17 protein-coding genes and 1 tRNA gene are annotated in these 18523 nt (G+C 70.9%); 6 read left to right on the forward strand and 12 right to left on the reverse strand.

What is annotated here, in order from left to right:
* Nucleotides 1-183: 183 nt before the first annotated feature.
* On the reverse strand, nucleotides 184-1329 hold the full coding sequence (hppD, locus tag G3I41_RS31405; RefSeq protein WP_164403928.1) for a 4-hydroxyphenylpyruvate dioxygenase: 1146 nt from the start codon (nucleotides 1327-1329) through the stop codon (nucleotides 184-186).
* Nucleotides 1330-1459: 130 nt separating this feature from the next.
* Here hppD and G3I41_RS31410 point away from each other — a divergent pair, with 130 nt between their 5' ends.
* From G3I41_RS31410 to G3I41_RS31430, 5 genes are read left to right on the forward strand one after another with little or no spacing between them, the layout of a single operon-like run.
* On the forward strand, nucleotides 1460-1933 hold the full coding sequence (locus G3I41_RS31410) for an Lrp/AsnC family transcriptional regulator (protein ID WP_164403929.1): 474 nt from the start codon (nucleotides 1460-1462) through the stop codon (nucleotides 1931-1933).
* Nucleotides 1934-1947: 14 nt separating this feature from the next.
* Nucleotides 1948-2595 (forward strand): ABC transporter permease, encoded by a 648-nt coding sequence (locus G3I41_RS31415; protein ID WP_164403930.1) that lies wholly within the window; start codon nucleotides 1948-1950, stop codon nucleotides 2593-2595.
* A gap of 28 nt (nucleotides 2596-2623) precedes the next feature.
* Nucleotides 2624-3844 carry a betaine/proline/choline family ABC transporter ATP-binding protein gene (locus tag G3I41_RS31420; protein WP_164403940.1) on the forward strand — a complete coding sequence of 407 codons (1221 nt, stop codon included), beginning with the start codon at nucleotides 2624-2626 and terminating at the stop codon, nucleotides 3842-3844.
* The gene (locus G3I41_RS31425; RefSeq protein ID WP_164403931.1) at nucleotides 3841-4713 is read left to right on the forward strand and encodes an ABC transporter permease; all 873 of its coding nucleotides are present in this window, start codon (nucleotides 3841-3843) and stop codon (nucleotides 4711-4713) included. The genes G3I41_RS31420 and G3I41_RS31425 overlap by 4 nt, the downstream gene beginning before the upstream one ends.
* Nucleotides 4714-4721: 8 nt before the next feature.
* Entirely contained in the window at nucleotides 4722-5687 is a 966-nt protein-coding gene (locus tag G3I41_RS31430) for a glycine betaine ABC transporter substrate-binding protein (RefSeq protein WP_164403932.1), read from the forward strand.
* A 23-nt stretch (nucleotides 5688-5710) separates the two neighbouring features.
* On the opposite strand, the gene G3I41_RS31435 is transcribed toward G3I41_RS31430, so the two are convergent.
* The 4 genes from G3I41_RS31435 to G3I41_RS31450 all read right to left on the reverse strand — a co-directional run bounded on the left by G3I41_RS31435 (nucleotide 5711) and on the right by G3I41_RS31450 (nucleotide 11108).
* The gene (locus tag G3I41_RS31435) at nucleotides 5711-6484 is read right to left on the reverse strand and encodes a S16 family serine protease (RefSeq protein ID WP_164403933.1); all 774 of its coding nucleotides are present in this window, start codon (nucleotides 6482-6484) and stop codon (nucleotides 5711-5713) included.
* 102 nt (nucleotides 6485-6586) lie between these two features.
* Nucleotides 6587-7228, reverse strand: a complete 642-nt coding sequence (locus G3I41_RS31440) for a helix-turn-helix domain-containing protein (protein WP_164403934.1) — start codon at nucleotides 7226-7228, stop codon at nucleotides 6587-6589.
* 455 nt (nucleotides 7229-7683) lie between these two features.
* A complete protein-coding gene (locus G3I41_RS31445; RefSeq protein WP_164403935.1) occupies nucleotides 7684-9465 on the reverse strand; it encodes a DEAD/DEAH box helicase in 1782 nt (593 codons plus the stop codon).
* A 179-nt stretch (nucleotides 9466-9644) separates the two neighbouring features.
* A complete protein-coding gene (locus tag G3I41_RS31450) occupies nucleotides 9645-11108 on the reverse strand; it encodes an MFS transporter (protein ID WP_164403936.1) in 1464 nt (487 codons plus the stop codon).
* A gap of 184 nt (nucleotides 11109-11292) precedes the next feature.
* Between G3I41_RS31450 and G3I41_RS31455 the strand changes: the two genes are divergently transcribed.
* A tRNA-Cys gene (locus tag G3I41_RS31455) sits at nucleotides 11293-11367 on the forward strand.
* Nucleotides 11368-11420: 53 nt separating this feature from the next.
* Here the strand turns inward: G3I41_RS31455 and G3I41_RS31460 are convergent.
* The 7 genes from G3I41_RS31460 to G3I41_RS31490 all read right to left on the reverse strand — a co-directional run.
* Nucleotides 11421-11960: a hypothetical protein gene (locus G3I41_RS31460; protein ID WP_239081930.1), complete on the reverse strand. Its 540-nt coding sequence runs from the start codon at nucleotides 11958-11960 to the stop codon at nucleotides 11421-11423.
* Between the two features lie 38 nt (nucleotides 11961-11998).
* Nucleotides 11999-12574, reverse strand: a complete 576-nt coding sequence (locus tag G3I41_RS31465; protein ID WP_203601920.1) for a hypothetical protein — start codon at nucleotides 12572-12574, stop codon at nucleotides 11999-12001.
* Nucleotides 12571-13056 (reverse strand): hypothetical protein, encoded by a 486-nt coding sequence (locus tag G3I41_RS31470; protein ID WP_164403937.1) that lies wholly within the window; start codon nucleotides 13054-13056, stop codon nucleotides 12571-12573. Before G3I41_RS31470 ends, G3I41_RS31465 begins: the two co-directional genes overlap by 4 nt.
* Nucleotides 13057-13151: 95 nt before the next feature.
* Nucleotides 13152-14858, reverse strand: coding sequence for an alpha/beta hydrolase (locus G3I41_RS31475; protein ID WP_239081931.1), 1707 nt, complete (start codon nucleotides 14856-14858; stop codon nucleotides 13152-13154).
* Between the two features lies 1 nt (nucleotide 14859).
* Entirely contained in the window at nucleotides 14860-15267 is a 408-nt protein-coding gene (locus tag G3I41_RS31480; RefSeq protein WP_164403938.1) for a hypothetical protein, read from the reverse strand.
* Between the two features lie 121 nt (nucleotides 15268-15388).
* The gene (locus G3I41_RS31485; protein WP_164403939.1) at nucleotides 15389-17725 is read right to left on the reverse strand and encodes a xanthine dehydrogenase family protein; all 2337 of its coding nucleotides are present in this window, start codon (nucleotides 17723-17725) and stop codon (nucleotides 15389-15391) included.
* Nucleotides 17722-18523: (2Fe-2S)-binding protein (locus G3I41_RS31490; RefSeq protein ID WP_239081932.1), on the reverse strand; the 802-nt coding region annotated here is incomplete at its 5' end. The genes G3I41_RS31485 and G3I41_RS31490, both read right to left, overlap by 4 nt.

Genomic DNA, 18523 nt, shown 5'->3' on the forward strand with positions numbered 1-18523 from the left:
GAGGCCCCGGCACCGCAGCAGCAGCAGCCCGATGGTCCGGCGCCCGCGGCGGCCGTCGCGCGGGCCGCCGTACAGCCGTCACCGGCACCGGCACCGGCGGCGGCCCTGCGCTGACGTCGGGGCCGGCGTACGGAAGGAGGGGCGGGCCGGAAAGCGGCCCGCCCCTCACTCATGCCCCGCACGTCAGAGGTTGCCGCGCTTCTCCTGCTCGCGCTCGATCGCCTCGAACAGGGCCTTGAAGTTGCCCTTGCCGAAGCCCATGGAGCCGTGGCGCTCGATCATCTCGAAGAAGACGGTCGGCCGGTCCTGGACCGGCTTGGTGAAGATCTGGAGCAGGTAGCCGTCCTCGTCGCGGTCCACCAGGATCTTCAGCTCGCGCAGGGTCTCGACCGGCACCCGGGTCTCGCCGGCCCACTCGCCGAGCGTGTCGTAGTACGAGTCCGGGGTGTCCAGGAACTGCACACCGGCGGCGCGCATCGCCTTCACCGAGGCGACGATGTCGTTGGTGGCGAGCGCCATGTGCTGGACACCGGCGGCGCCGTAGAACTCCAGGTACTCGTCGATCTGCGACTTCTTCTTCGCGACGGCCGGCTCGTTGATCGGGAACTTGACCTTGAGCGTGCCGTCGGCGACGACCTTGGACATGAGCGCGGAGTACTCGGTGGCGATGTCGTCGCCCACGAACTCCTTCATGTTCGTGAAGCCCATGACCTTGTTGTAGAACGCGACCCACTCGTTCATCCGGCCGAGTTCGACGTTGCCGACGCAGTGGTCGATGGCCTGGAAGAAGCGCTTGGCCGGCGGCTCGACGATCGGGTCGGCGGCGACGTAGCCGGGCAGGTACGGGCCGTCGTAGCCGGTCCGCTCGACCAGGGTGTGGCGGGTCTTGCCGTACGTGGCGATGGCGGCGCGCACGACGGTGCCGTGCTCGTCCTTCGTCTCGTACGGCTCCTCGATGCCGGTGGCGCCGTGCTCGACGGCGTAGGCGTACGCCGCGCGGGCGTCCGGGACCTCGATGGCGAGGTCGATCACGCCGTCGCCGTGCGCGGTGACGTGGTCCTCCAGGAAGTGGCCCCAGTCGGTGGACGCCTTCACGACGGAGGTGAGGACGAAGCGGGCGGAGCCGCTGGTCAGCACGTAGCTGGCGGTCTCACGGCTGCCGGTCTCGGGGCCGGAGTAGGCCACCAGCTTCATACCGAAGGCGGTCGAGTAGTAGTGCGCGGCCTGCTTGGCGTTGCCCACGGCGAAGACGACGGCGTCCATCCCCTTGACGGGGAAGGGGTCGGCCTGCCGGGACGTCTGGGGGGCGCTGTGCATCGTCTCTGTCATGCCCAGAGGTTCCCGCCACTCCGCAAGGTGCGCAACAGTTCCCGTATTCACTGGTCAACCTGTACAGCGCATCGCCATGATGGCCGGACTATCTGTACATGGTGCCCATCACACCGACGGAGGCCGGGGCATGGCGATCGACCGACTGGACGGGCGGCTCATCGTGCTGCTCGCGCGTGAACCCAGGATCGGCGTCCTGGAGGCGTCGCGCAGGCTGGGTGTGGCACGCGGGACGGTGCAGGCGCGCATGGACCGCCTTCAGTCCAATGGCGTCATCCGGGGATTCGGCCCGGACGTCGATCCGGCGGCCCTCGGCTATCCGGTCACCGCGTTCGCGACGCTGGAGATCAAACAGGGCCAAGGAGCCGACGTCCGCGCGCACTTGAGCGGCGTACCCGAGGTCCTCGAACTGCACACCACCACCGGGCACGGGGACATGCTGTGCCGGCTCGTGGCCCGGTCCAACGCGGATCTCCAGCGGGTGATCGACCGGGTTGTCGGATTTGATGGCATCGTCCGGGCCTCGACGGCCATCGTCATGGAGAACGCCGTACCGCTGCGCGTCATCCCGCTCGTGGAACAGGCGGCGCGGGACACGGACTGAGCCGAGGAGGACGGGTGAACTTCTGGGAGTACGTGACCAACCGTCATCAGCAGTTGCTCACCGACGCCTTCCAGCACGTCAGCGCGGTCTTCCAGTGCATGGTCATCGCCACCGTGCTCGGTGTCCTGATCGGCGTCGTCAGCTACCGCAGCGGCTGGGGCTCCTCGGTGGCGATCACCTCGACGGCGACCGTGCTCACCATCCCGTCCCTGGCCGCCATCGGTCTGCTCATCCCGCTGGTCGGCCTGGGCGTCGCGCCCACGGTGATCACGCTGACGCTGTACGGGCTGCTCCCCGTCGTCCGCAACGCGATCGTGGGCCTGCGCGGCGTCGACCCGGCCCTGGTGGACGCGGCGAAGGGCATCGGGATGTCGCGGACCGCGCGGCTGTTCAAGGTGGAGCTGCCGCTGGCCTGGCCGCCGATCCTGACCGGTATCCGGGTCTCCACGCAGATGCTGATGGGGATCGCCGCCATCGCCGCGTACGCCTCCGGGCCCGGCCTCGGCAACGAGATCTTCCGGGGCATCGCCTCACTGGGCAGCGCCAACGCGATCAACCAGGTGCTCGCGGGCACGCTCGGCATCGTCATCCTCGCCCTGCTCTTCGACGCCGCGTACGTCCTGCTGGGCCGGCTCACCATCCCCAGGGGGATCCGTGTCTGAGACCGCGACCGAGACCGTGCCGGAGCCGATGGCCACCTCCGGCGCCGCCATCCAGCTGGAGAACCTGTCCAAGCGGTACCCGGGCAACCCGAACCCTGCCGTGGAGAACGTCTCCATGGAGATCAAGGCCGGCGAGACCGTGATCTTCGTGGGCCCGTCCGGTTGCGGGAAGTCCACCACGCTGAAGATGATCAACCGGCTGATCGAGCCCACCTCGGGCCGGATCCGGATCGACGACGATGACGTCACCGACATGGACCCGGTGAAGCTGCGCCGGAAGATCGGGTACGCCATCCAGTCGTCCGGGCTCTTCCCGCACATGACGGTCGCCGAGAACATCGCCCTGGTGCCGAAGATGGTGGGCTGGTCCAAGTCCCGGGTGAAGGACCGGGTCGAGGAGATGCTGGACCTGGTCGGGCTCGATCCGCGCGAGTTCCACGGCCGCTATCCGCGCGCCCTCTCCGGAGGGCAGCAGCAACGCGTGGGCGTGGCCCGGGCGCTGGCCGCGGACCCGCCGGTCCTGCTGATGGACGAGCCGTTCGGCGCGGTCGACCCGATCACCCGCGACCACCTCCAGGACGAGCTGATCCGGCTCCAGCACGAGCTGCACAAGACGATCGTCTTCGTCACCCACGACTTCGACGAGGCGATCAAGCTGGGCGACCGGATCGCGGTGCTGCGCGAGCGCTCGCACATCGCGCAGTTCGACACCCCGGAGGCCATCCTCACCAACCCGACGGACGACTTCGTCTCCGGCTTCGTCGGCGCGGGCGCGGCGCTGAAGCGGCTCAACCTGACCCGGGTGCGGGAGGTGGAGATCGCCGACTTCCCGACCGTGACCGTGGACGATCCGCTCCAGTCGATCTTCAACAAGCTGCGCAGCGGTTCGCACAACGAGCTGCTGATGCTGGACCGCCGGGGCCGCCCCTACAAGTGGCTGCGGCGCGGTGACCTGATGCGGGCCCGGGGCTCCCTGGCGCGCGCCGGGCAGCTGGTCCACGACACGGTGACCCGGGACGCGACCCTGCACGACGCGCTGGAGGCGGTCCTCACCGACAGCGGCGGGCGGGTCGCGGTGACCGGCCGGCGCGGCGAGTTCACCGGGGTCGTGGACATGCACACCCTGATGAACTCGGTGCACGAACTCCTGGAGGCGGACCGGCTCGCCGCCATCGAGCACCAGCACGACCTGGAGGAGCTGCGGGTCCACCAGACCGCCGAGGAGCTGGAGGGCGGTGCGGGCGCATGACCCCCGACTCCCCGTCCGGCTCCTCCCGCGCACCGGGCCGCGAACGGCCGCCGGGCGAGCACGACGTGCAGGGGCACGCCTTCCGCGACGAGGAGGAGGCCGAGCCCGTCCCGCAGCCGGCGAAACCGGCGCGCCGGATCACCTGGCGCAAGCTGGTGGTGCTCCCGGCGGTCCTCGCGGTCGTACTGGTCCTCACGTACGTCTGGATCGAGAACGTGCACCTGGACTCGGTCGCGGAGAACTCGATCGCCGGGGACACGGTCGAGGTGCGCTGGTGGCAGCATGTGCGGCTGACCGCGATCTCCACGTTCTGGGTGCTGATCATCGCCATTCCGCTGGGCATCGCGCTGACCCGGCGGGGCCTGACCAGGGCGGCTCCCGTGGTGACGGCGATCGCCAACATCGGGCAGGCGACCCCGGCGATCGGTCTGCTGGCGCTGCTGGTGATCTGGCTCGGCATCGGCCCGTCCACCGCCATCACCGGCATGGTGATCTACGCGGTGCTGCCGGTGCTGTCCAACACGGTCGCCGGTCTCAAGGCGATCGAGCCGAACATGGTGGAGGCCGCGCGCGGCATCGGCATGTCGGCCATGGGCACCCTGACCAAGGTCGAACTCCCCCTCGCCGTCCCGCTGATCCTGGCGGGGGTGCGGACCGCGCTCGTCCTGAACGTCGGCACGGCGACCCTGGCGACCTTCGGGGGCGGCGGCGGGCTGGGCGACCTGATCACCTCGGGCATCCAGACCCAGCGCATGCCGGTCCTGGTGCTCGGCTCGGTCCTCACGGTGGTGCTGGCGCTCCTGGTGGACTGGCTGGCCTCGCTGGCCGAGGTGGCGCTGACCCCGCGCGGCCTGGAGGTGGGGCGATGAGGGCGCGGATGCGCGGGGCTCTCGCGGCGGGGGCCGCGCTGTCCCTGGTGCTGGCCGGGTGCGGGCTGAAGAGCGGGTCGCCGATGGTGGACGACGTGGTGCCCGGGTCGGTGGGGCAGGGGCAGCCGCTGGACGGCGCGTCGCTGACCGTCACCTCGAAGAACTTCAGCGAGAACATCATCCTGGGCCAGATGATCGGGCTGATCTTCAAGGCGGCCGGGGCGGAGGTCCTGGACCGGACGAACCTGCCGAGCTCGATCAGCGCCCGCGAGGCGGTCATCCAGGGCGACGCGGACGCCGAGTACGAGTACACGGGCACCGGCTGGATCACGTACCTCGGGCACGCGAAGCCGATCACCGACCCGATCGAGCAGTGGAAGGCGGTGCGCGACGCGGACCTGAAGAACGGGGTGACCTGGCTGCGGCCGTCCACCCTCAACAACACGTACGCGCTCGCCATCAGCGCCGAGAACAACGCCAAGTACCACCTGAAGACGCTCTCCGACGTCGCCGCCCTGGCGAAGAAGAACCCGTCGGCGGTGACGGTGTGCGTCGAGAACGAGTTCGCCTCGCGCGACGACGGGCTGCCCGGCATGGAGAAGGCGTACGGGATGTCCCTGCCGGCGTCCAACATCAAGAAGATGGACGCGGGCATCATCTACACCCAGGTCTCCAAGTCCCATTCCTGCCTGCTCGGCGAGGTCTTCACCACGGACGGCCGCATCAAGGCGATGAACCTGGAGGTGCTGGAGGACAACAAGCACTTCTTCCCCAACTACAACGCGGCGCCCGTGGTGCACACCCCGACGCTGGAGAAGTACCCGGAGATCGCGGGCTTGCTGGACCCGCTCAGCAAGCGGCTGAACACGGAGGTCGCCCAGGACCTGAACGCCAGGGTGGACGTCGAGGGCCAGGACCCGCACGACGTGGCGAAGGACTGGCTGATCGAGGAGGGGTTCATCAAGGAGGGCTGAGCCCCGGCGGGCGCCCTCCCCGGTCAGCAGCTGGGGATCTCGCCGCCGTGGTCCAGGGCCCGCAGCGAGTTCACCGCGTTCTTCAGCGTGGTGACCGGGATCAGCCGCAGCCCCTTCGGCAGCTCGGACTTCGCCTCCGAGCACTCCGCCTTCGGTACGAGGAAGACGGTCGCCCCGTCCCGCCGGGCCGCCTGCGTCTTGAGCGAGACCCCGCCGACGGCGCCGACCTCGCCGTCCGCGGCGATCGTGCCCGTGCCCGCGACGGTGCGGCCGCCGGTCAGGTCGCCGCCCGAGCCGTCGCCGTCCAGCTTGTCCACGATGCCGAGCGCGAAGAACAGTCCGGCGCTCGGGCCGCCGATGTCCGCCAGGTGCAGGGTGACGTCCACCGAGCCGGGCTTGCGGCCCAGGTAGTTCAGCGCGGCGTCGACGGCGTCGTCCTGGGACTTCGCCATGTCGTCCAGGTTGTGCTTCTCGATCTCCTTCTCGGAGCCGCCGGTCGGGTAGACGGAGTCGCGGGGCAGCACGGCCCGGTCCGTGCGGAACCAGCTGTCCACGACGTCCCCGATGCCGACGTCCGCCTTCGGGCCCGTCGCCACGATCGTCGTCATCCGCAGCTGGCCCTTGGTGGGCCGGGTGGGCGCGCCCTCGATGCTGATCACCGGGGTGCCGTGGTCGTCCCCGAGCACGTCCGCCGTCGTCCCGGGCTGCGCCAGCGTGAACGGTAGCGGCGCGAAGGCGGCTGTGCCGAGGAGGGCGACGACGGGGAGGGCGGCTAGGGCGAGGCGCTGTGTGGACACCGGTCCAATCTAACGTGCGGCCCGCCCGCCGCCCCGGGCCGCCGGGGGCGCCGGCCCCCGGCCAACCGGTTCCGTCCTCGAACGCCGGACGGGCTGGGTTTCTCAGCGCAACGCGTCGGCGACTTCCCGGGCCGCGTCCACCACCCGGGGCCCCACCCGCTCCGGGACCGAGTCCGCCAGCATGACGACGCCGACGCTGCCCTCCACCCCCGTCACGCCCATGAGCGCCGCCGCCGCACCGCTCGCGCCCGCCTCCAGTTCGCCGTGGGTGAGGGTGTAGGCGGTCTCGCCCACCGGCTTCTGGCGGGCGGCGAGGATCGCCCGGCCGGCGGCGCCCCGGTCCAGCGGGTGGCGGAAGCCCGCCCGGTAGGCCACGTGGTAGTCGGTCCAGGTCGGTTCGACCACCGCGACCGCCAGCGCGTCGGAGCCGTCGACCAGGGTGAGGTGGGCGGTGGCCCCGATGTCCTCGGCCAGCGAGCGCAGCGCCGGAAGCGCCGCTTCTCGGACGAGGGGGTGGACCTGGCGGCCCAGGCGCAGGACGCCGAGACCCACTCGCGCCCGGCCGCCCAAGTCGCGGCGTATCAGAGCGTGTTGCTCCAGCGTGGCGAGCAGACGGTAGACCACGGTCCGGTTGACGCCGAGTTTGTTGGACAACTCGGTGACCGTCAGGCCGTGGTCGGTGTCGGCGAGCAGTTTGAGGACACGCAGTCCTCTGTCGAGCGTCTGGGAGGTCTCCGCGGTCACGACGCCCTCTCCTCCGTGGTGAGCGGCCGCGGCTGTCCCGTGGGATGTGCGCCACCGGTCCCGGGGCGACGCACGGAGAGGCCGCCGGCCTGGCCAAGGCACCGGCTGCGCTCCGCGGCGGCGTTGCCACGGGGCGTTCACATTTTTTGGACAGTAGCGAGCGAGTCCGCTCAGCGGAAGCCCTCGTCCAGAATCCGGTCTCCCTCAAAAACCCGGTTGCGCCGTACGAGCATAAGTGCCGGTCAGCGGCGCGCGGGCCGTTCGTCGCGCATCTACGCGCGTCCAGGTCGGCCGACTCTCCCGCGACGCTCCGTAGACCGGGTGTGAACCACGGTTAACTCACGGTGAAAATTTTTTCGGCCGATTCCTTGTTCGACGGGGTTCCGCGGGCCGCACGACAAGGCCCCGGAGCCCTGTCGCGAGGGTTCCGGGGCCTGTTGCGTGCCGTGCGCGGGTCACCGCATGCGGGTGGCCCACTCCTGGACCTTCTTGATCCGCTGCTCGATCTGCCCGGCGGTGGCCTCCGCGCTCGGCGGCCCGCCGCAGACCCGGCGCAGCTCGGTGTGGATGACACCGTGCGGCTTGCCGCTCTGGTGGGTGTAGGCGGAGACCATGGTGTTCAACTGCTTGCGCAGGCCGAGGAGTTGCTTGTGCGTGACGACCGGGCGGTCCTGGGCGGGCTTCTCCAGGAGGTCGGCCTCGGACGCGGGCTTCTGCCGGCTGTGCGCGATCTGCCGGGTCTGCCGCTTCTGGAGCAGCAGCTGGACCTGGTCGGGTTCGAGGAGCCCGGGGATGCCGAGGTAGTCCTGCTCCTCCTCGCTGCCGGGGTGCGCCTGCATGCCGAACTCGGCGCCGTCGTAGAGCACCCGGTCGAAGACCGCGTCGGACTCCAGGGCCTCGAAGGGCAGTTGCTCCTCGGTCTCCTCGTCCTCCAGCCTCTCCGCGTCGGCGAGGAGCTTGTCCTCCTCGACGAACGGGTTCTCCTCGTCGCTGCCCTTCTTGGGCTTGTCGAGGACGTGGTCCCGCTCGACCTCCATCTCGTTGGCGAAGTCGAGGAGCATCGGGATGGTCGGGACGAAGACGGAGGCGGTCTCGCCGCGCCTGCGGGAGCGCACGAAGCGGCCGACGGCCTGGGCGAAGAAGAGGGGGGTCGAGATGGTGGTCGCGTACACGCCGACGGCCAGGCGCGGCACGTCGACGCCCTCGGACACCATGCGGACGGCGACCATCCAGCGCGAGTCGTCCTCGCTGAACTTGTCGATCTTCTTCGAGGCGGCCTTCTCGTCCGAGAGCACGACGGTGGCCGACTCGCCGGTGACCTTCTTCAGGATCTTGGCGTACGCGCGTGCCGACTCCTGGTCCGTGGCGATGACGAGCCCGCCCGCGTCCGGGATGCCCTTGCGGACCTCGGTGAGGCGCTTGTCGGCTGCGCTCAGCACGTTGGGGATCCAGTCGCCGGTGGGCGACAGGGCGGTGCGCCACGCCTGCCCGATGGCGTCCTTGGTCATCGGCTCGCCGAGCCGGGCCGCGATCTCGTCGCCCGCCTTGGTGCGCCAGCGCATGTTGCCGCTGTAGCTGAGGAAGATCACGGGGCGCACGACGCCGTCGGCCAGGGCGTTGCCGTAACCGTAGGTGTAGTCGGCGGAGGAGCGCCGGATGCCGTCGTTGCCCTCCTCGTACACGACGAACGGGATCGGGTTGGTGTCCGACCGGAAGGGCGTCCCGGTGAGTGCGAGCCGCCGGGTCGCGGGGTCGAACGCCTCCTGGCACGCCTCGCCCCAGGACTTGGAGTCACCGGCGTGGTGGATCTCGTCGAGGATGACCAGGGTCTTGCGCTGCTCGCACCGGTTGCGGTGCAGCATCGGGCGGACGCCGACACCCGCGTAGGTGACGGCGACCCCGTGGTACTCCTTGCTCAGCGGACCGGCGCTGTAGTCGGGGTCCAGCTTGATCCCTATCCGGGCGGCCGCCTCGGCCCACTGCTTCTTCAGGTGCTCGGTGGGCGCGACGACGGTGACCTGCTGCACGACGTGGTGGTGCAGCAGCCAGGACGCGAGCGTCAGCGCGAAGGTGGTCTTCCCGGCGCCGGGGGTGGCGACGGCGAGGAAGTCGCGCGGCTGCTCCTGGATGTACTTCTCCATGGCGCCCTGCTGCCAGGCTCGCAGCTTTCCGGCCGTGCCCCAGGGGGCGCGGCCGGGGAAGGCGGGTGAGAGGTGGTGGGAGGCGGTAGTAGTCACGGTCTCCGGTTCGGGTCTCTCGGGTACGTGGGCGCTGTCCGCGCGGGCCGGACCGGCTCCGCACGCGATACGACAACCGGGCCACCCTACCGGTGCGGCTGCCCCGCCTCGTCGTGTACCGCACCGCCCCGTACGTAAGTGCGACGGCTCTCACACGGTGGCTCTCGTACGGCGTCGGCTCACCGCTCCCGTACCCGCCCCGCCACCCACGCGCCCGCCAGGGCCACCACCGCCATCGGGAAGAAGACGACCGCGAAGGCGGAGGGATGGGAGGCGGTGGCGGCGGCATCCGTGGCGTCCATCGTGCCGCCCCCGAGGGCCGCGAAGGCGGCGCCGCCCGCGGCCAGCAGGAGGACGTTGGAGAGGCCGTCGGAGATCTGGAGGGCGGCCGAGTTGGCACCGGCCTCCTCCGGGGCGGACAGCTTCAGCAGCAGCACACTGGTGGAGGCGATCACCACCCCCATGCCGAGGCAGCCGAAGGCCCAGGCGACCGCCACGGTCCAGACCGGCACGGAGGTGATCAGCACGGCCGGGGCCGCCGCGATGGAGAGGGCGACCAGGACCATGGCGCCGACCATCAGGGGCTCGCGGTGCGGTTCCAGGCGGGGCCGGGACTGCAGGTACGAGCCCAGCGCCCAGGTGCCGCCGCCCGCCGCCAGGGAGAGGCCGGCCAGGGTCGGGGACAGGCCGCGCTGGGTGACCAGCATCAGCGGGACGAACGATTCGGCGGCGATGAAGGCCCCGGCCGCGACCCCGCGCAGCAGCACCACCGCGGGCAGCCCGCGCGCCGCGCGCCACGTGCCGTGGGGCAGCAGGCCCCGGATCGCGGGGACGAGCAGCGCGGCCCCGGCGGCGGCCGGCAGCAGCGAGAGCCAGTTCCGCTCCTGGCCGGCGTACTGGAGCAGCCCGGCGCCCAGCGAGATGCCCAGCGCGAGCGCGATGCGCCGGCGGTCGTACGCCTCCACCGGCGCCTCCGGGTCCGCCGGGCCGGACGCCATGCGCCGGATCTCGGGCAGCGCGAGCGCGAGGGGGAAGACGATCAGGACCGGGATGCCGACGAAGACCCAGCGCCAGCCCAGGTGCTCGGTGACGCTTCCGGCGGCGAGCGGCCCGACGACCGAGGGGATCACCCAGCTCGCGGCGAACGCGGCCAGGATCGCCGGCCGCAGGTGCTCCGGATAGGCGCGGCTGATCACCACGTACAGCGCGACGATCACCAGTCCGCCGCCGAGCCCCTGGACGGCGCGGCCCGCGATGAACATCCACATCGAGCCCGCGGTCCCGGACAGCAGGAGCCCCGCCGCGAAGGCGCTGATCCCGGTGGCCAGCGGGGCGAGCGGGCCGCGCCGGTCGGCCCACTGCCCGGACAGCACCATGGCGAAGAGGCTGGTGGTGAAGTACGCCGAGAACGCGTACGCGTACAGCGGGATGCCGTGCAGCTCACGCGCGGCGACCGGCATCGCGGTCCCCACGGCGGTGGCCTCGAAGGCGATCAGGAACACCACGGAGACGATGCCGATGCTGAGCGCCCGGTACGTCCGCCCGAGAATGCCCTCCGGCAGCACGGGCCCCTCCGGGGCGGGGGCGTCGACGTCTTCGATGAGGCGCGGGACATCGGCGTCACGCGGTTCCAGGGCGGTCATGAGCCAAGAGTAAGGGGCGAAACGCCTGATGAACCCTGTCGGTGGTCGGCCCTGCCCTCGGCCGTTGGACCTAGGCCCGCCGCGGCGAACGTGAACGGCGTGTGGCAGTCGCGTTGCACGGTCACCGGAACCCTTGAGCACTCCGCACGGCCCGGCCTACGGTCGGTTCAGCGACACCACGCAGGACCGTGTGCCCGAGAGGCTCAGGGGCTCGACTGCAACTCGAGTTACACCGGTTCGAATCCGGTCACGGTCTCCACGAACGAACCGCCCGCCCCTCGGTCCGAGGGGCGGGCGGTTCGGCGTTCCGGATCAGTGCGACGCGCTGGTGGCGGACCAGTAGGACGAGTGTTCGCGAGGAATCCGCTCCGGTTCTTCCGGACCCCCGGGCTGACCGGGCGTTCCCTTCGGGTAGGTCATCGCGGAGTCTTGCGCGCACCCGAATGCGGCACGGATATACACATTGCCGACATAGCCGACGTAAAGTGTCACGGTCAGTCCGTCGGAAGTCGTGGCCCGGATCCGTGGCATCTTCTCGTCTGAGTGGACGTCGAAGTCCTTGGCTCCTCGCTTTTCCCAGTGCCGTTGCACCCTCTTCAGCAATTCGTCACGCCGCCGCTCGGAGACCACGGTGAGAATGTTCCTGCTGCGCACGACCGTCGTCGTTCCGGTCGGCTCATTGAGGTTGGTGCTGCACGGCGACTCCATCGCCACCCCTCGCACCCATTTCACCGGCGGCTGGATTGCCTCCACCGTGTCATCCAGGAGTTCTTCGGCGCGCTGCCCAGCCTGCTGCATGTCCATCTTGGGTTCTTCCTGTTCCTTGCCGCCCTGACAAGCGGTGAGCGCCATGGCCAGGAGCACACACCCGAGCAGCCGCACCGGTCCCTTCATGAGCCGGTGGCGGACCAGTAGGACGAGTGTTCGTGGGGGATCCGCTCCGACTTGGTCGGCCCTCCGGGGCGACTCGGTGTCCCCTTCGGATAGGTCATCGGCGAGTCCTTCGCGCAAGCGAAGCCCGCGGTAACGGAGACGTTGCCGATATCGCCGGCGGAGAGGATGACGACAAGCCCGTCGGGGGACTTGGCACGGGTCCGCGGCATGTCCTCGGCGGAGTCGACGTCGAAGTCCTGGAATCCCTGCCGCTCCCAGTACCGCTGGATCATTTCGAACAGCTCTCCGCGCCGCTGCCGGGAAACCACAGTGAGCACGTTCCTGCTCCGGGTGATGCTCGTCGTGCCGGTCGGCTCACTGAAACCTGCGTCGCACGCCGTTTCCCCCGTGAGGCCTCGGGCCCATTCCACTGACGGCTGAATCGCCCCCATCGTGCCATCCAGGATCTCCTCGGCGCGTTCCCCCGCCTGCTGCATGTCCATCTTGGGTTCTTCCCTTTCCTTGCCGCCCTGACAAGCGGTGAGCACCGTGGCCAGGAGCACACACCCGAGCAGCCGCACCGGTCCCTTCATGAGCCGGTGGCGGACCAGTAGGACGAGTGTTCGCGAGGAATCCGCTCCGGCTCTTCCGGCCCCCCGGGCTGACCGGGCGTTCCCTTCGGGTAGGTCATCTCGGAGTCCCGCGCGCATCCGTACCCGGCGTCGATGTAGACATTGCCAATATTCCCGACATTCAGAAGCACCGTGAGTCCGTCAGCAGCTGTGGCTCGGATTTGCGGCATCTTCTCGTCGTGGTGCACGTCGAAGTCCCGGAACCCTTGCCTCTCCCAGTACTGCTGGATCATCGCCAGCAATTCGCCGCGCCGGTGTTTGGATATAACGGTGAGGATGTTTCTTCCGCGCATGACGGTCGTCGTCCCGGTCGGCTCGTTGAGGCCCGTACTGCACGTCGATTCCATCGTCGCCCCGCGTACCCATTTCACCGGCGGCTGGATCGCCGCCATCGTGGCATCGAGGATTTCCTCTGCACGCTGACCCGCCTGCTGCATGTCCATTTTGGGCTTTCCCTGATCCTTCCCGGCTTGACAAGCTGTAAGAAACGCAGCCAGAAGCACACACCCCAGCAGCCGCACCGGACTACTCATACTCATCACCTCGGGGCCGCAGTTCTGATCGCCTCACCGTGACCAGCTACGACGCTTGCGATGTTGTACAGAGAGCCACCTCCGTCCCTCGGATCGAAATAGATCGAGTGCGCGGGGGTATCTCCGTTCACGAGCCCCCAGACTCCGGTATCTCTCCCGGGGGCGACGCTGAAGTGGTGTCCTCCGAATCGGCTGTCGGCAGGGTCGGTGCCGAACCAGTTCATCTTTTCGTCTCCATGCTCCGGCTGTTGAAACAGCCCCGGAAGATACGTCACTTGGTCGTTCTCCGCCGCGCCGACGTAGACGTGGTCGGCGCCCACACCCAGGTCTGCGGCCCGGTCGACACCGGCGCCCGGACTGCCCACCAGGATCACGTCGTCAGCCGGAATGCCGCCGGGCAATTGGGTGGCCTGGCCCACGGTGAGAGACCCGTACGAGTGGCCGATGGCCGTCACATGAGGGGATCCGGATTCATTCGTGGCACGAATGCCGTTCAGGAAGCCGTTGTAAGCGGGAGCGCCGGTCTTGGCGTCACCTTCGAGAGCCACCTCGGTGGACGACCACGCGACACCGTCCAGCTGGGGCGCGTCGTAGCCGAGCCAGACGATGGAGGCGGTGGAGGCGGTCGGATAGTTCTTCTGCACCACCTTCGCCACGTTCAAAGCACGATCCAAGTCCGACGAGGCGAAGTGTTCACTCAGCTTCGTGTTCAGCCCCGGCACATACGCGGACACGTTCTTCGACGTGTCCGGGTTGCCATACGACACGATCGCGCGGCCGTTGCCCTCCGCGCTGAGACCGAGGAGGAACGGATAGGGCTTGCGTTCCCGCTCCAGCCGCTCCTGGATCCCCCTCACTCCCTCGATCTTGTCCTTCAGTGCAGCCGCCTCGTCCCCCGAGGACCCCGCGTAGTCGGTCTCCAAGCTGTCCAGCAGCGTCGGCAGGTACAAGCGGTTGGCCCGGTCCCGGTCGATCGCCGGGATGCCGTCGCGGTTGCCCAGCAGCTGCGGGTAGTCCTCGATCAGCTCGCCGCGGAGCGTCGGCGAGAGCGAGGTCCACCAGGAATGGACGGCGTCGGCCGGGGCCTTGGCGTCCGGCATGCCGAGGTGCGTCAGCAGCTCGTTCTCGATGCTGCCGACCGTCGCCAGCTCGATCGCGAGGTGGGACCAGTCGCCCTTGGCGCACCGGTTGGCCGCGTCCGTGAAGAGCTTGATCTTCGCCGCGTACTCCTTGTCCGCCGCCTGCGCACCGCGCCAGGCCTCGGCGATCCGGTCGGCGTACTCCTGGGCCCGGGCCGCCTGGTCGCGGTGCATCATGCCGACGTCGCCCGGTGCCATGTGGGCGGTGTCGACGGTCGGGGCCGTGACCGTGCCGTCGTCGGCGACCTTGTAGCCGGCGCCCGACGCGTCCGCGAGCGCGGCCTTCAGCAGGTCCTGCTGGTTCAGCAGTTCCTCGCCGCAGGCCCGCAGCACCGTGGACACGCTGTCGAGCTCCGTCGTGGCGATGTTCATGTACCACCGGATCCGGCCGAGCCGTTCGGCGGCGGTCTCGGCGGTGAGCCCGCCCCACACCTGCTCCTGCACGAGGGGGCGGTGGAGATACGCGCCGAACTCGCCGGCCCGCGTGGTGATCTTGTCCGCCAGCGCGGCCCAGGAGTCGCCCGCACCGGTCATCAGCAGGGGCTCCGCGTCACGGAGTTCCGGAAGCCGCATCTCAGCGCCCCCCGTTCGCCGACGGCGGCGTGGTGAGGTCCGGGGTGTGCGGCGTGTAGTACATGTCCGGCGGCGCGGCGCCCGGCGCATAAGGACCGAGGAACGCGTTCCGTCGCTGCCGGTCGTCGTCCGCGAAGCCGTTGTTCGAGTCGCGGACCGCGTCCCCGGCTCCCCCCACCAGGCCCGCCAGCGCGCGCAACGCCTTCGTCCACGCCTCCAGGCACTCGTCGAGCGCGGGGGCGGACTCGAAGCCCGCCAGCCCCGCCACCGCCACGTCCGTCGATGCGAACAGGCTCTTGACGTCGCCGGGTATGTCCTCGGCGACCTTGTCGGCGGCGGCGGCCGCCTTTCCCACCTGGTCTGGGTCGATCCAGAGTCCTTGCGTGCCGCCGGTGATCGGCGTGGCCATGCTTCCCCCCTCGGTCGCAGGTGCGCCACACAGTAACCCCCGGTGGGGTGCGGTGACGTGAGTACGCATACTCACGTCACCGCACCCCACCGGGGGTTGGAGGTACTGGAAGACCCCGCGGTCAGCCCTTCGGCGCCGCGACCGCCGCCTGCGGGCGGATCGGGAGGCGGCTGACCGGGCGGCCGGTCGCCGCGCGGACCGCGGCGGCCACCGCGGCCGGGGAGGTCACGACCGGGACCGCCGACGCGGGCTTCGCGCCGAACGGGGCGACCACGTCCCGCTCCTCGACCAGCTTCACGATGCGGATCTCCGGCGCGTCCAGCGAGGTCGGCAGGGCGTAGCCGGTGAGGTCCGGGTGACGGACCAGACCGCGGGCGGTGCGGAGGTTCTCGGTGAGGGCGGCGCCGATGCCCTGGGTGACGCCCGCCTCGATACGGGTCGCCAGCTGGGACGGGTTGAGGACGCGGCCGACGTCCTGGGCGACGGCCATCTCGACCACCCGGACCGCGCCCAGTTCGACGTCGACGTCCACCACCGCGCGGACCGCGCAGAAGGCCATGCCCACGAAGGCGTCGCCCTGCCCGGACTCGTCCAGCGGTTCGGTGGGGTGCGGGCGGCACTGGGCGGTGGCCCACAGCTCCTTGCCGTCCAGCGCCTCCGACACGGTCGTGGAGAGCACCCCGTCGTACGAGGTGATCTTGCCGTCCGCGATCTGGAGCAGCTCCGTGGACATCCCGAACTGGTGCGCCAGGGGCTGGAGGAGCTGGGTGCGGACCATCTTCGCGGCGCGTTCGACCGCTCCGGCGGAGACCCAGGTGTGGCGGCCGTGCGTGGCCGCGCCGGCCGGGGGCTGGTCGGTGTCGACGGAGGCGACGTGCACCTCCTCGACGCCCAGGGTCTCCTGGACCACCTGCCGGGCCAGCGTGGAGAAGCCCTGGCCCGTCTCGACGGCCGCGCAGATGACGGTGGCGACCGAGTCGTGGACCCGGACCGTGGCCGTGGACACCTCGTCGGCGCCCTCCGCGCCCAGCATGTGCACCATGCCCAGCGCGTACCCGACGCCGCGCCGCACCGCGCCCGGTTCGCCCGCGCCCTCGGGGCCGCCCGGCAGCAGCCAGTCGTCCTCCGGGGCGTCCTTGGGCAGGGCGGGCAGCGGGTGGTCGCGGACGGCGGTGAGCAGCTCGGCGACGGGCGCGGGGCAGGTCACGGTCTGCCCGGTCGGCAGGATGTCCCCGGTGGCCAGCACGTTGCGCATGCGCAGCTCGGCCGGGTCGATCCCCAGCTTCGCGGCCAGCTTGTCCATCTGGCCCTCGTAGGCGGCGCAGACCTGCATCGCGCCCTCGCCCCGGACATGGCCGGAGGGCGGGTTGTTCGTGCGGACGGCCCAGCCCTCGATGAAGGCGTGCGGGACGACGTACGGGCCGCAGGCGAAGGCGACCGCGGCGGCCAGCGACTCCGAGGACGCGTCCGCGTAGGCGCCCGCGTCCAGCAGGATCTGGGCCTCCACCTTGACCAGACGGCCCTCAGCGTCCGCGTGGTGGCGGTAGCGCAGCAGGGTCGGGTGGCGGTGGGCGTGGCCGAGGAAGGACTCCTCGCGGGTGGCGGCCAGCTTGACCGGGCAGCCCGTGCGCAGGGCGAGCAGGCCCAGCGGCAGCTGGAACGCGGGGTCCTCGCGGTCGCCGGTCGCGCCGGGCACGCCGGTGACGACGACCTTGACCCGCTCCGGTTCGAGGCCGAAGCAGGCGGCGGCCAGGTCGCGGTCGGTGTGCGGGTCCGTGGACGCGGTGTACAGCTCGACGCCGCCGTCCGGGCGGGGCACGGCGAGCCCGGCCTCCGCGCCGATCGGGGCGGGGTCCTGGCGTCCGATGCGGTACAGCCCGTCCACGACGACCTCGCCTGTCGCCTCCGGGTCGCCGTAGCGCAGCGGGATGTGGCGGATGAGGTTGCCGTCGGGGTGCAGGGGCTCGGCCTCGAACGCCTTCTCCGGGTCGGTGACCGGGTCCAGCACCTCGTACTCGACGGCGATCGCGGCGGCGGCGAGCCGGGCGGTGTCGGGGTGGTCGGCGGCGACGGCGGCGATCGGCTCGCCGTGGTGGCGGACCAGGTCGGAGGCGAAGACGGGGCGGTCCACGACCTTGCGGCCGTAGAGGGCCTCGCCCGGGACGTCCTCGTGGGTGACGACCGCGCGCACCCCGGGCATCTCGACGGCGCCCGAGGTGTCGATGGAGACGATGCGGGCGTGCGCGTGCGGGGAGCGCAGGACGGCCGCCCAGAGCAGGCCCTCGGCCCACAGGTCGGCGGCGTACGGGAAGGTGCCCTCGGTCTTGGCGCGGGCGTCGGCCGGCGGCAGCGAGGCGCCGATGCCGAACCGCGGCGGCTCGGCCTCGGGTCCGCCCGGGCCGGCCGGCGACGGGATGCTGATCGTCGTGGGAGTGGCGCCGGCCGCGTCGTTGCTCACGCCATGCCTCCGTCCTGCTGGTGGGCCTGCACACTACCGGCGCCCGGCGCCGCCTGGTGCGGGATGCGGGACTCCTCCGGCTCCTCGGCCGCGGCCTCCTCGGCGGCGTCGCGGGCCGCGATGACCTCGTTGACCGCGTCCAGGACGCCCCGGTAGCCGGAGCAGCGGCAGAGGTTGCCGCACAGCGCCCGCCGGGTCTCCAGCTCGCTGGGGCGGTGGTTGCCCTCCAGGAGGTCGTGCACGGTCATCGCCATGCCGGGGATGCAGAAGCCGCACTGGACGGCGCCGCAGTCGGCCAGCGCCCGCTGCACGTCGGACGGTTCCCCGTCGACGGCCAGGCCCTCGACCGTGCGGACCTCGCTGCCCGCGGTCGTGGCGGCGGGGACCAGGCAGGAGGCGACGAGCCGGCCGTCCACCTGGACGTTGCACGCCCCGCACTCGCCCTGCGAGCAGCCGTCCTTGGCGCCGGCGAGGCCGAGGCGTTCGCGCAGCACGTAGAGCAGGGACTCACCGATCCAGGCGTCCGTGACGGGCCGGTCGACGCCGTTGACGTGCAGCGTGTACGAGGCGGCCGGGTGCTCGCTGGGCGGCGGGGGCCCCTCCGGGGCCGGGTCCTCGGGCGCCTCCGCGGGCCGGGGAACGTCCTCCGCGTCCGGCACCGCTTCCGCGGCGGGCTCCTCCGCGACGGGGTCCGGGACCGCCACGAGGTCCGGGACCGCCACGGGGTCCGGGACCGCCACGGGGTCCGGGACCGCGACGGGCGCGTCGCCGGGTGCCTCCGCGTGGGCGTCGCCCTCC

Origin of the sequence: Streptomyces sp. SID9727, from assembly GCF_010550605.1 — a bacterium.
GTDB lineage: Bacteria > Actinomycetota > Actinomycetes > Streptomycetales > Streptomycetaceae > Streptomyces.

Excerpts from the sequence above, each read along its gene's own strand:
- G3I41_RS31475 (WP_239081931.1), bottom strand. The coding sequence starts at position 14,858 with ATGCGGCTTCCGGAACTCCGTGACGCGGAGCCCCTGCTGATGACCGGT.
- G3I41_RS31425 (WP_164403931.1), top strand. The coding sequence starts at position 3,841 with ATGACCCCCGACTCCCCGTCCGGCTCCTCCCGCGCACCGGGCCGCGAA.
- G3I41_RS31450 (WP_164403936.1), bottom strand. The coding sequence starts at position 11,108 with ATGACCGCCCTGGAACCGCGTGACGCCGATGTCCCGCGCCTCATCGAA.
- G3I41_RS31430 (WP_164403932.1), top strand. The coding sequence starts at position 4,722 with ATGCGCGGGGCTCTCGCGGCGGGGGCCGCGCTGTCCCTGGTGCTGGCC.
- G3I41_RS31460 (WP_239081930.1), bottom strand. The coding sequence starts at position 11,960 with ATGGCGCTCACCGCTTGTCAGGGCGGCAAGGAACAGGAAGAACCCAAG.
- G3I41_RS31470 (WP_164403937.1), bottom strand. The coding sequence starts at position 13,056 with ATGGACATGCAGCAGGCGGGTCAGCGTGCAGAGGAAATCCTCGATGCC.
- hppD (WP_164403928.1), bottom strand. The coding sequence starts at position 1,329 with ATGACAGAGACGATGCACAGCGCCCCCCAGACGTCCCGGCAGGCCGAC.
- G3I41_RS31465 (WP_203601920.1), bottom strand. The coding sequence starts at position 12,574 with ATGAAGGGACCGGTGCGGCTGCTCGGGTGTGTGCTCCTGGCCACGGTG.
- G3I41_RS31410 (WP_164403929.1), top strand. The coding sequence starts at position 1,460 with ATGGCGATCGACCGACTGGACGGGCGGCTCATCGTGCTGCTCGCGCGT.
- G3I41_RS31420 (WP_164403940.1), top strand. The coding sequence starts at position 2,624 with ATGGCCACCTCCGGCGCCGCCATCCAGCTGGAGAACCTGTCCAAGCGG.
- G3I41_RS31480 (WP_164403938.1), bottom strand. The coding sequence starts at position 15,267 with ATGGCCACGCCGATCACCGGCGGCACGCAAGGACTCTGGATCGACCCA.